This is a genomic window from Haloarchaeobius lipolyticus (assembly GCF_051208015.1).
Taxonomy (GTDB): domain Archaea; phylum Halobacteriota; class Halobacteria; order Halobacteriales; family Natrialbaceae; genus Haloarchaeobius.
The window spans coordinates 435,216-447,513 of sequence record NZ_JBPKGF010000004.1 but is presented as its reverse complement, the minus strand read 5'-3'; the positions used below and the strand labels follow the sequence as shown (position 1 = coordinate 447,513).

The window sequence follows — 12,298 nt, the reverse complement described above, 5'->3', positions numbered from 1 at the left end:
ATCCGGTTCCGATTGGCTGGACGTGAAACGTCGTCTCGGATACGCGATTCTCCTCGTCTCGCTCCTCGCGTTCGTCGTCGTCGGGTTCGTCGACCCCCTCTGGACGGCACTGGGATTCGAAGCCGGTGACCCGACGAAACAGCTCGTCGTGAAGGGGCTTCTCTCCGTTTCGCTCATCGGCGGCACCTACGGACTCTACCTCGTCCTCAGCAGGGGGATCGAGCGGGTCGTCCGCGACAAGCGTCACCGACACGACGTCAGAAACGTCACACGGCTCTGCCTCACCGTCGCGGCCACCGTCGCAGTCGCCGGTGTCGTCTCCGGCGAGTGGATGGGCGTTCTCTTCTCGCTCGGTATCGTCGGCTTCGCCGTCACCTTCGCACTGCAGCAACCGCTGTCGTCGCTCCTCGGCTGGGTCTACATCACGGCGAAGCGACCGTACCAGGTCGGCGACCGGGTGCGAATCGAGGACGCACGGGGGGACGTCATCGACGTCGACTTCCTCGTCACGACGCTGTGGGAGATAGACGGCGACCTCGTCACCTCTCACCAGCCCTCCGGCCGCGTCGTGACCGTTCCGAACAGCATGGTCCTCTCGTCACAGGTGTTCAACTACTCGCGCGACGAGTTCCCGTTCGTCTGGAACGAGCTCGAGGTCCAGGTGTCTTACGAGACGGACCTCGATTTCGCGAAGGAGACGATGCGCGAGGTGGCGGACGAGTTCCTGGGTGACGTCATGCAGCGTCGAATCAACACCTACAGACGGCAGCTCGACGCAACGCCTGTCGAACTCGAGGTGCAGGAACGACCGACTGTGAACGTCCGGATGGAACAGACGTGGGTCGTACTCCGTCTCCGATACCTCGTCGAGCCGACGAAGATGCAGGCGACCCGGAACCAGCTCTACGACCGCATCGTCGAACGGTTCCACGCCGAACCGGAGAAGGTCGCTTACCCGGTCGGCCGGTTCCGCTGAGACAGTTCGTGAGCTGCGGCCTGGTTCTCGGTGGCATCCCAGTCTCTATTACAGGACACCACCTCATCTCCGTGCATGGTCGAATCGCACGACGTCATCGTCGTCGGAGTTGGCGGTATGGGCAGTGCGACGTGCGCGCAGCTGGCTTCGAGAGGGGTCGACGTGCTGGGAATCGAACGGTTCGATATCCCACACACGAACGGTTCGTCCCACGGGTCGACGCGAATTATCCGGAAGGCGTACCACGAACATCCTGACTACGTTCCGCTCGTCGAGCGAGCCTACGAGAACTGGCGGGCGCTGGAGGAGGCATCGGGCCGCGACCTGCTGTACGTCACCGGGTCAGTCTGTGCCTCCCCGCCGTCCGGCGACCTCGTCGAGAACGCACGGCGAGCCTGTGAGGAACACGGACTCGACTTCGAAGAGATGACGGCCACGGAGTTGAACGACCGGTTCCCCGGATACGGAATCCCGAAGGGCTACGACGCGCTCTACCAGCCCGACGGGGGCTTCCTCGACTGCGAACGCGCGGTCATCGCCCACGTCGAGCAGGCACAGGCAGCGGGAGGAACGATTCGCGCACGAGAGACGGTATCCGACTGGTCGGCCAGCGAGGACGGTGTCACCGTCGAGACCGACCGGGGGACCTACACAGCCGACAGTCTCGTTCTCTCTGCGGGCGCGTGGATGGCTGACTTCCTCCCCGAACTGGCCGGGAAGGTGGTCCCCGAGCGACAGGTACTGGGCTGGTTCCAGCCATCCGAGCCCAGTGACTTCACACCTGACCGGTTCCCCGTCTTCGTGACCCAGACCGAAGACGGAACCGACTACTACGGCTTTCCGCGATACGACCGCCCCGGTGTCAAGGTCGGTGTCTACCACCACCTGCACGAAGAGGCCGACCCTGACGACTTGCAAGGACCCACGGCCGAGGACGAGCGGGTGCTGCGTGACGCCCTGAACGACCACTTCCCCGACGCGAACGGGCCGATGATGGGCCTATCGACCTGCATGTTCACCAACTCTCCCGACCTCGACTTCGTCGTCGATACGCTTCCGGACCAGCCGAACGTCGTCGTCGCCGCCGGTTTCTCGGGGCACGGGTTCAAGTTCTCGAGCGCCGTCGGCGAAGCCCTGGCGGACCTGGCGGTCGACGGGGAAACGGACCTGCCGGTAGGCGGGTTCGCCATCGACCGGTCCGAACTCCAGCAGCCCGACTGAGGGGAGTCACCAGCGCCCCCGGAAACGCTTAGGTGCCCGCCGTGAGCACGGTCGGCCATGGACGTTCCATCCGACCAGATAGCCCGGTTCGTCGCGGCCACTGCACCCGAGCCCGACGAGCTCGCGCGGGAGATGGACGACTACGCACAGGCGCGCGACTTCCCCCACGTCGGCCCGGAGGTCGGCGGCCTCCTTCGGATGCTCGCCCGCATGGTCGACGCCGAGCGGATATTCGAGTTCGGCTCCGGCTTCGGCTACTCCGCGTACTGGTGGGCGCAGGCGCTCCCGAACGATGGGGAGGTCGTCCTCACCGAGTTCGACGAGGACGAACTCGACCAGGCGAGGGAGTTCATGTCTCGTGGGGGCTTCGACGACCTCGCACGGTACGAACACGGGGACGCCCTCGACGCCATCGAACGGTACGACGGCCCCTTCGACTGCGTGCTCATCGACCACCAGAAGCACCGCTACCGGGAGGCGTTCGAGGCCGTTCGGAAGAAGGTCCCCGCAGGTGGCGTCGTCGTCGCGGACAACGCGATGACGGCTGGTCCAATCGAGTTCGAGAAGCTGTTGGCGCTGGTCGAGGGCGACGACCCCGAAGACCCGAACGAGCACACGCGGGGTATCTTCGACTACCTCGAGACGGTGCGGGGCGACGACGCCTTCGAGACGGTCGTCCTGCCGGTTGGCGAGGGTATCTCGGTGAGCTACAGAGCGGAGTAGCGCGGGCCGCAGACGCGACGACGTTACTCTTCGAAGCCGTCTTCGAACACGAACGTCCCGTTCCGCTGGACGACCTCGCCGTCGGCCTCGATACGCGAATCCTCGCTCATGTCGACGATCATGTCCTGGTGGACGACGGACTGGTTCTGCTCGTTGCCCTCGCCGATGTTCTCCTCGTAGGCTCGGCCGATGGCCATGTGGACGGTATCTCCCATCTTCTCGTCGAACAGCATGTTGTAGGTGAACCGGTCGATGTCGCGGTTCATACCGATACCCAGCTCACCGAGGCGACGCGCCCCCTCGTCCGTGTCGAGGACGGCCGTCAGGACCTCCTCGTTCTTCTCAGCGGCGTGTTCGACGACCTCGCCGTCCTCGAAGCGGAGGTAGACACCGATGACCTCGCGACCCTGGGCCATCAGCGGCTTGTCGAACAGCACTTCGCCCTCGACCGAGTCCGGGATGGGAGCCGTGAATACCTCGCCACCGGGCATGTTGTTCTGGGTGGTGTCGCTGATACAGATGTTGCCCTTCACGGACATCGTGAGGTCGGTCGTCTCGCCCGAGACGATGCGTATCTCGTCGGCGTCGTTCACGATGTCGACCATCTGCTGCTGGAACTCGTCCTGGGCCTCCCAGTCCTTGTTGATGGCCCCATAGACGAAGTCCTCGTAGGCGGGAGTCGACATCTCTGCCTTCTGGGCGTCGCCCGGTGCGGGGTACTGCGTGACGACCCACTTCGACTCCATGAACGCCTCCTGGATGGGCTTCATGTGCTTCGCGCGTGCCTGGTTCTTCTCCGGCGGGACGTCACTCCGCTCGTACATATTCGCGTCGCCCTTGATGGCGATGTAGGCGTCGACGTTCTCGGCCATCGCGAGGATATGCTCGGGTGTGTCGAAGTCCTCCGGATCGGTCGCGAGCATGTACGCACGGTTCACGCGTGGGAGCGTGAGACTCGTCGTCGGGTGAGCGCCCTTCTCGCCGAGCAGTTCAGCGATGGCGACCGCGAGATCTTCGGCCTCCTTCGGGCCCTTCACGACGACGTTGTCACCCTTCTCGATGTCTGCACACTCCTCCACCAGAATCTCGGCCTGCTTCCGCACGCGTTCGTCCATGGCACATAATACGACAACGTGCTGATTATCGTTTCGAAACAGTGGTCAGGTTTCACACACGTCGTCGAGCAGGGAGGCTGTTCTCGCCAGTTCTGGTACTCACCGTCGGCTCCCCGGCTGCGGGTCGACGTGTGGTTTCGCCATCAGGTCGTCGAACGGCTTCTCGTCGAGCCACGAGAGGAGCTGCACGAGCTGGTCGGTCGCCGCCTCGAACAGCCGCTCTCCCTTCTCGGCGCTCGCCTCGGTCTGGTCGCCGAAGACGCCGTTCGGCGAGTTATCGATGGCGTCGTAGTAGTTCCGCGCGCCGTGGATGGTCGGTTCTCCATCTTCGAGGTTCACCCGACCCCCATCCCTCGCCTCCTCCAGTTTGTCCTCGCGGACGTTCTCGGGGTCGATGTGGAGCATCATCGAGGTCTCCTTCGGACCGCCGTGTGGGCCCTTGTTCGGGAAGAGCTCGTCGACGAGGTCGGGAATCGACTCGTCCCACATCCACTCGACCGCGTAAGCGACCTCGTCCTCCCGGAGTCGGCGGCCGACCTCACGAAGGTGCTGCATGTTGCCACCGTGGGCGTTGACGTAGAGGATGCGGTCGATTCCGTGCCGGGTGAGATTGCGCGAGAAACTCTCGACGTAGTCCCGGAACGCAGGAGGATCCACCGACATCGTCCCGTGGAACTGCAGATGGTGCGTGCTGACGCCGATGGGGATGGTCGGCGTGCAGAGGTAGCCGGTGCGGTCGGCCGCCTCGCGAGCCAGTGCCTCGGCGATGGCGTGGTCGGTACTCTCCGGGAGGTGTGGTCCGTGCTGTTCCGTCGACCCGAGCGGAACGACGGCGACCGATTCCTCCGCCACGTACTCCCCGAGTTCCGGCCAGGTCTGATCTGCGAGGTACATATCCGACCTGCGGCGGCCGTGACCGTAACGGTTCGGGCGGCGGACAGGTGAGAGCTAGTTGTCACCAACCCTCAAGTCCCTGCGCCTCGAACCGCCTGGTATGCCAGGTGGCACGAATCAGACGCTCCGTCCGTTCCTGTCCCGCGCCGAGAAACTGTTCCCGGGCCGTGAGATCGTCTCCCGGACACACGAGGGGATGGTTCGATACGACTACGACGAGTACGCAGACCGTGTCGCCCAGCTGGCGAACGCACTCGACGCCGCCGGCGTCTCGCCCGGCGACCGCGTCGGGACCGTCTGCTGGAACCACCACCGACACTTCGAGACGTACTTCGCGCTCCCCAACATGGGCGCACAGCTCCACACCATCAACCCGCTCCTCCCCGACCACCACATCGAGTACATCGTGGAGAACGCGGACGACAACCTCATCTTCGTCGACCCGTCGTTCGTCCCGAAGCTGGAGGGGCCAGCCCAGTCAGATTCCTTCTCCGGCGTCGACCAGTTCGTCGTCATGGGCAGCGAGGTCCCCGAGACCTCGCTCGAGCCCGTGACGGACTACGAGTCGTTCGTCGAGGGCCACGACACCGAGTACGACTGGCCGGAGGTCGACGAGGAAGCGCCGGCCGGGATGTGCTACACGTCGGGGACGACCGGCGACCCGAAGGGCGTCGAGTACACCCAGCAGATGCTGTGGGCCCACACGATGGCGACGCTGCCGGAGTCCGGCCTCGGCATCGAATCCGACGAGGTCGTCATGCCCGTCGTCCCGATGTTTCACGTCAACGCGTGGGGGATGCCGTTCTCGACGACGGCCGCGGGCGCGAAACACGTCTACCCGGGCCCGTCGCCTGACCCCGAGGACCTCGCGGCGCTCATCGCCGAGGAGAACGTCACGCTCACCGCCGGGGTACCGACCGTCTGGCTGGGCCTCCTCGAGTACGCCAAGGAGAACGAGGTCGACTTCTCCTCGCTCGAACGCATCGTCATCGGCGGCTCCGCTGCGCCGAAGTCGGTCATCAGAACGTTCGACAAGGAGTACGACGTACAGGTCGTCCACGCGTGGGGTATGACCGAGATGGCACCCATCGGAACTGTCGCCCACCTCAAGCCCGAGATGGAGGACTGGCCCGACGAGAAGCGTTACGAGAAGCAAGCGAAGCAGGGGCTGCTCGTCCCCGGCCTCGAGATGCGCGTCGTCGACGACGACGGCAACGAGGTCCCGTGGAACGGCGACGACTTCGGCGAGCTCTGGGTCCGCGGCCCGTGGGTCACGACCGAGTACTTCGAGCGACCCGACGCGAACGAGGAGGACTTCGTCGACGACCCGGACGGCAAGTGGCTGAAGACCGGCGACGTGGTCAACGTCGACGAGGACGGTTACATCAAGATAATCGACCGCGCCAAGGACGTCATCAAGTCCGGCGGCGAATGGATATCCAGCGTCGAGCTGGAGAACGCGCTGATGGCCCACGACGACGTGGCCGAGGCGACCGTCATCGGCATCCCGCACGAGCGCTGGCAGGAACGGCCCGTCGCCTTCGTCGTCCCGGCCGGTGGTGCTGACACCGACACGCTGCGGTCGGAACTGCTCGACGATATCAAATCGGAGTACCCCAAGTGGTGGGTCCCGGACGACGTGGTCTACATCGAGGAGGTCCCGAAGACCGCGACCGGGAAGTTCGACAAGAAGGTCCTGCGCGACCAGTACGGCGAGGACTCGGACCTCGTCTCGGGCAAGGCGCCCGAGGAAGCCGCGCCGGACCAGAACGACGACTAGTCGGAAACCGATACTGTACATTTTTGGTCGCCTGCTCGATATGTAGTGTATGCGCCGCCGCTCCCTGCTCTCCACACTGGCGGCCGCGAGCCTCGGCGGGTTCGCCGGCTGCAGCGCCCTCGACGTGTCGGGAACCGAGACCCGCGAACCGCTGGAGGTCGACACCACGAAAGAAGAGAAGCCGACCACACAGCCGTTCGTCCGGAACGTCGGGGACAGCTCGGTCCCCGTCACGGAACCCCTCGTCGGTCCACCACGTCGGCTGGTGATCCTCCCACCGGCACAGACGCCAGCCGGCGTCGACGTGCAGGTCGGCTTCTCCGTCCGTGGGAACGACGAGCGTCCGACCACGATCCGTCTCGTCTACCGTAACGCGGGGTCCGAGACCATCGAGGCGGAGTTCGGCCCGACACCGCCCCTCTCGAACTACGTCGCCTGGGACACGAAGGCGAAGCGTCGGTTGTTCGTCGTCCCGGTGACCGACGCGGAACCGACGAAGGGGATACGGTACGACAACTGCTGGGAGCCGAACTTCCGCGGCATCGCGACCCCCGGCGAGGGGACACACGAGGTGCGGATTCCGCCCGGAAAGGCCGTCGTCCACGACTACGCTATCGTCACGCCGACAGACGAGCCTGGCTGTCTCCCACCGGGGCAGTACGTCGTCTCGTCGAACTCGGGCTGGTCTTTCGGACTCTCCGTGTTCGACCCGCGCGACAACCAGCCGGGGGAGTCACAGTTCGCAGGGTTCGAGGCACCAGCATTGCCGATGGACGACTCGGCAGAGATACGCTGGTACCACGAGGTCGAGCGAACCGACGCTATCTACACGAAGCCGAGTACGGAACAGCTCGGCCTGCACGACCGGCCGCTCGAACTCACCTTCCAGAACTGGGCTGGCCGGGCAGTCACCATCGAAGCTTCGACGTGGAATCTCTACAAGCTCGTGGATGGCCGTTGGCGGTTCATCGCTCCCTGGGCGAGGGGTGGGAACGTGACGACGGTGTGGCCCGGCGAGTCCCGGTCGGTGCGGCTGGCACTCTCGAACGGCAGGCGACTGCCGGCTGCCGACTATCGAACAGGGCCGGAGGACGAGGCTGACTTCGCGGTCCCGGGGCTCGGTCCGGGAACCTACGCCGTCGCCTACGGACGGTTCAAGAGGAACCCGTCCACCGAGCAATCGGAGACCGTCGTTCCGGCCGTCCTGTTGAAACTCATCGGTGACGCACCGACACTCACGCCCGTCGACGTCGACCGGACCGAGACCGATGGAGACAGCCTCCACGTCTACACCACGGTAGAGAACTTCGGCGACGTCGAGGCGGAGACGACAGCTCCGGGCGGCACCGTCCTCGCCCGCGAGCAGGTGATGCAGTTCCCCGTGCTTCGGAACACGCTCTATCATCTCGAAGACGGCTCGCACTCACGGGTGGTCCTGCACACGTCTCAGGAGCGCGTCGGACAGTTGCGCGACCGCCTCTCCCAGCTGGGTGTGCGACCGGAGGGAGAGAACGTCCGGTTCCGCTACGAGGGAAGCGGCTACCGACTCAGGCTCGGATAGGCCAACGTGACGGGTTTAGTTGTGGTTTCGATGTCGCTGCCCCACCGTATTTGTGCCTCCCCTGCGAAGCCGAACCATGGAGCTTCTCGACGAGAGTCTGGTTCCCGAGGAGGCCCGAGCGATAAAAGAGGAAGCCCGCGAGTTCGCCGCCGAGTACATCGAACCCAACGCACAGGAGTACTACAAGAGCGGTGAGTATCCGACCGAGATCCTGAAAGCCGGACAGGAGGCAGGGCTCGTGGCGCAGGACATCCCGGAGGAGTACGGTGGCCGGGGGCTGTCGCTGACACAGCTGCTGGCACTGACCGAGGAGTTCTACCGTGCCGACGCCGGCATCGCGCTGACCCTCCAGCTCGCGAGCTTCGGCTGCGAGATAACCTACGAGTACGGCAACGAGGAGCAGAAAGAGCAGTACATCCGACCCGTCGCCGAGGGTGAGCAGATATCGGGTCTCGCTGTCTCGGAGCCCGAGACCGGGAGCGACCTCGCGGGGATGCAGACCCGCGCGGAGAAGGACGGCGACGAGTACGTCCTCAACGGCGAGAAGTACTGGATCGGCAACGGCGTCGAGGCCGACTGGGTGACGGTCTACGCACGGACGGGCGACAACGAGGACAACAAGTACGGGAACCACTCGATGTTCATCGTCCCGACCGACACCGAGGGGTACGAGGCAGAACACATCCCGGAGAAGATGGGCTTCCGGGCGTCGAAGCAGGCCCACATCACCTTCGACGACTGCCGCATCCCCGAGGAGAACCTCATCGGTTACGAGGGCAACGGCTTCATGATGCTCGCGGAGTTCTTCAACCACGGCCGGGTCGTCGTCGCCGGCCACGGCCTCGGCCTCGCCGCCGCGGCCATCGAGGAGGCGTGGGACTTCGTCCACGACCGCGAGCAGTTCGGCCGGAAGGTGGCCGACTTCCAGTCCGTCCAGCACGACCTCGCCGACATGCTGCTGGAGTTCGAAGCCGCGCGGACGCTCACCTGGCGCGCCTGCGAGAAGGTCGAGAACGGGCAGAACGCGGGCTACTGGGCCGCGATGGCGAAGACGAAGGCGACAGAGACGGCGACGCACAACGCCGAGAAAGGGATGCAGCTCCACGGTGGCCGCTCCGTCCTCGACGAGCGTCGCATCGCGCGCGTCTACCGTGACGTCCGCATCCCCGTCATCTACGAGGGTGCTAACGCGATCCAGCGCAACCTCATCTACCGGCAGGCCTGAGCACGGTTCCGACCGAACCAGTCCCGACGAAGGGTCGGTGTGCGACACCGTGACTCATCTGCCACAAGCGTCTTTATAGGAACCGGCGAATAGACCAGATAACACATCCGATGCTCTCGACGCTTCAGTTCCGCAGTCCGAACGCGGTCCCGGAGGACGGATGACTTCGCAGGCGACGGTCCTCATCATCAGCAACGATGCAACGTGTCGTGACGACTACGAGGCGGCACTCGAGCAGTCCTATCCATCCCTCGAGGTGCTCACCGCACCCGGTTTCGACGGCATCGTCGACCACCTCGACGACGGCTCGCTCGAATGCATCGTCAGCGACGCGGCGACCGTCTCGAGCGCTCCCGACCTCCTCCAGTCGACCCGAGAACGACATCCCGACGTCTCGCTCCTCGTGGTATCCTCGTACGAGACCGACCGCGGAAGCGGAGCCGCTCTCGCCGAAACCGTCGACTTCATCGACGAACGGAACGCCCCGGCGACCGAGAGCGCGTTCGCCGACTGGGTCGCCAGTACCGTGTTCGGCGGCTCGGAAGCCCACGACGACGCGTCGGCCTCGACGCCGGGCGAACTGGTCCGTGAGGTGAAACGCTCGCTGGTGGACGCCTCGTCGCCGCTCGACATCGAGGAGGCGGTCTGTGACCAGCTCACCGCCGAGAACTGGTACCGGTTCGCCTGGATCGGCGAGTACGACCGCGGCGAGGGGAACGTGATACCGTGGGTCTCCGCGAGCGGGTCCGGCGACTGGCCCACCAGCATGACGTTCCCGGTGGGACGGCCCGAACGTATCTCCGTGATCGACCACGCGCTCCGGACGCGCGAACTCCAGATAGTCGACGACGTCAGGACCCACCGCGACGCCGTTCCCTGGCGAACCGCCGCCATCGAGCGAGGGTGCACGTCGGTCGCGGTCGTCCCGCTCGGTCTGGACGAACTCCACGGCGTGCTCGGGCTCTACACCACTAACCCGGGCGGATTCGACGACCAGGAGGTCGACGCGATTCGCGAAATAGGGAGCAGCGTCTCCCACGTCCTCGACAGCATCGCGATTCGGGGGCGCATCGACCAGCAAGAGCGCGTCCTCAAACGCTACGAGCGACTCGTCGAGACCGTCGGCGACGGGATGTACGCCCTCGACTCCGGGGGGCACATCATGACCGTCAACAACGCGTTGGTCTCGATGACGGGGTACTCCCGGGAGGGGCTGTTGGGTGAACACATCTCCATCATCTTCGACGACGCGTCGGTCGAGTCGGGGACCGAACTCATCCAAGAGATGCTCTCCGAGAAGCGTATGGAGGGCGAGACGAGCGAAGTGACGCTGACTACGAAAGACGACCAATCGTTCCCGTGTGAGGTCCAGTTCGCACTGCTGCCATTCGAGGACGAGTACAAGGGCAGCGTCGGTGTCGTCCGCGACATCACGGAGCGAAAGAGACGCGAACGCGAACTCCAGCGGCAGAACGAACGGCTCGACGCCTTCGCGAGCATCGTGAGTCACGACCTCCGCAATCCTCTGGGCGTCTCGCAGGGATATCTCGACCTCGTGAAGACCGAGACCGACGAGGAGCTGGACGAGTACATCGGCTACGTCGAGGACGGACTCGCCCGGATGGAGGACATCATCGAGGACGTGCTGACCCTCGCGCGACACGGTGGCACGGTCGCGGAGACCGCCCCGACCGACCTCGCTGCACTCGTCGAGGAAGCGTGGGCGAACGTAGAGACGAAGGAAGCGTCGCTCACCGTCGACGAGTCGACCGTCATCTCGGTCGACCGGTCACGGCTCCTTCGGGCCTGTGAGAACCTGTTCCGGAACGCGGTCGAGCACGGCGGCTCCGACGTCTCGGTCGGGGTCGGCTTGCTCCGGGAGGACGAGACGAGCCAGCCGGTCGGGTTCTACGTCGAGGACGACGGCGAGGGGATGCCCAGGGACGTCCGTGAGAACGCGTTCGACTCGGACTTCACCACTGCGGAGGACGGGTTCGGCATCGGGCTGTGGGTCGTCAGCGAGATAGCGGACGCTCACGGCTGGTCGACGCGTGTCGTGGAAAGTTCGGAGGGCGGTGCTCGATTCGAGTTCTCGGGGGTACGGACGGTCTAACTCCCGCCTGGAAGGTCCTGGAACGCACCGACGAAATCGTCGTGGTCGCGCATGTCCGAGACGGCGCTATCGACCCTGCGCTTGAGTTCGTCGACGCGGTCACACAGTTCGACGTAATCGCCGTTGTCGGTCAGTTCTCGCTCTGATTTCTCCGATTCGAGAAGGGATTTCTTCGAGACGAGCGCGTAGTACTCCTGGATGTCGTTCTCGTAGTCCGAACGGGACGTGACTCGCACGACGACGTCGAGGAGTTCGTCCTTCGAGACCGGCTTGACGAGGTAGTCGTCGAAGCCCATCTCGATGATGTCGAAGTCGGGGTCGACCGCTGTCACCATCACGACGCGGCTATCGTAGCCGGCGTCACGGATCTGCGAGAGAACTTCGTCGCCGGAGAGACCGGGCATCCGGCGGTCGAGAAGCACTATCTCGACCGTCTCTTCCATCAACTCCAGTGCTGTCTCCCCGTCGTACGCCGCCTCGACGTTGTACTCCGGCGCGAGCCACGCTGCGAAGAGGTCCGCCAGTCGTGACTCGTCGTCGACGACGAGCACTTCGAGGCCATCCGTATTTCCAGCCCCTTCACCGTCGTTTTCTGCCACGTCTTGGCAATGGTGTGTGGGGTTCATAAATGCCGCGCCCACAGCTAATAAATCTGATAGCTCAGCTCGTTGCCACGGCGCCACGTGGTTC

At 64.8% G+C, this 12,298-nt stretch carries 10 protein-coding genes; 7 read left to right on the top strand and 3 right to left on the bottom strand.

Annotated features, from left to right (window positions below; genetic code table 11):
• Positions 1-22 precede the first annotated feature (22 nt).
• The 3 genes from ACSC1Y_RS14610 (at position 23) to ACSC1Y_RS14600 (ending at position 2,920) form a co-directional block, all read left to right on the top strand.
• Complete coding sequence (locus ACSC1Y_RS14610) at positions 23-976, top strand: mechanosensitive ion channel family protein (protein WP_435335654.1); 954 nt, start codon at positions 23-25, stop codon at positions 974-976.
• A gap of 75 nt (positions 977-1,051) precedes the next feature.
• Positions 1,052-2,197: an N-methyl-L-tryptophan oxidase gene (gene solA / locus ACSC1Y_RS14605; RefSeq protein WP_435335653.1), complete on the top strand. Its 1,146-nt coding sequence runs from the start codon at positions 1,052-1,054 to the stop codon at positions 2,195-2,197.
• 57 nt (positions 2,198-2,254) lie between these two features.
• Positions 2,255-2,920, top strand: coding sequence for an O-methyltransferase (locus tag ACSC1Y_RS14600; RefSeq protein ID WP_435335652.1), 666 nt, complete (start codon positions 2,255-2,257; stop codon positions 2,918-2,920).
• A gap of 23 nt (positions 2,921-2,943) precedes the next feature.
• On the opposite strand, the gene ACSC1Y_RS14595 is transcribed toward ACSC1Y_RS14600, so the two are convergent.
• Both ACSC1Y_RS14595 and ACSC1Y_RS14590 read right to left on the bottom strand, forming a co-directional pair.
• Complete coding sequence (locus ACSC1Y_RS14595) at positions 2,944-4,035, bottom strand: aminopeptidase (RefSeq protein WP_435335651.1); 1,092 nt, start codon at positions 4,033-4,035, stop codon at positions 2,944-2,946.
• A gap of 99 nt (positions 4,036-4,134) precedes the next feature.
• Positions 4,135-4,929 carry a creatininase family protein gene (locus ACSC1Y_RS14590; RefSeq protein WP_435335650.1) on the bottom strand — a complete coding sequence of 265 codons (795 nt, stop codon included), beginning with the start codon at positions 4,927-4,929 and terminating at the stop codon, positions 4,135-4,137.
• Between the two features lie 100 nt (positions 4,930-5,029).
• Here ACSC1Y_RS14590 and ACSC1Y_RS14585 point away from each other — a divergent pair, with 100 nt between their 5' ends.
• The 4 genes from ACSC1Y_RS14585 (at position 5,030) to ACSC1Y_RS14570 (ending at position 11,608) form a co-directional block, all read left to right on the top strand.
• Positions 5,030-6,709, top strand: a complete 1,680-nt coding sequence (locus ACSC1Y_RS14585; protein ID WP_435335649.1) for a long-chain fatty acid--CoA ligase — start codon at positions 5,030-5,032, stop codon at positions 6,707-6,709.
• Between the two features lie 49 nt (positions 6,710-6,758).
• Positions 6,759-8,270, top strand: coding sequence for a hypothetical protein (locus tag ACSC1Y_RS14580; RefSeq protein WP_435335648.1), 1,512 nt, complete (start codon positions 6,759-6,761; stop codon positions 8,268-8,270).
• A 76-nt stretch (positions 8,271-8,346) separates the two neighbouring features.
• Entirely contained in the window at positions 8,347-9,495 is a 1,149-nt protein-coding gene (locus ACSC1Y_RS14575) for an acyl-CoA dehydrogenase family protein (RefSeq protein WP_435335647.1), read from the top strand.
• Between the two features lie 160 nt (positions 9,496-9,655).
• Positions 9,656-11,608, top strand: a complete 1,953-nt coding sequence (locus tag ACSC1Y_RS14570) for a PAS domain S-box protein (RefSeq protein WP_435335646.1) — start codon at positions 9,656-9,658, stop codon at positions 11,606-11,608.
• Here ACSC1Y_RS14570 and ACSC1Y_RS14565 read toward each other — a convergent pair.
• Positions 11,605-12,207 (bottom strand): HalX domain-containing protein, encoded by a 603-nt coding sequence (locus ACSC1Y_RS14565; protein WP_435335645.1) that lies wholly within the window; start codon positions 12,205-12,207, stop codon positions 11,605-11,607. The genes ACSC1Y_RS14570 and ACSC1Y_RS14565 overlap by 4 nt on opposite strands.
• Positions 12,208-12,298: the final 91 nt, after the last annotated feature.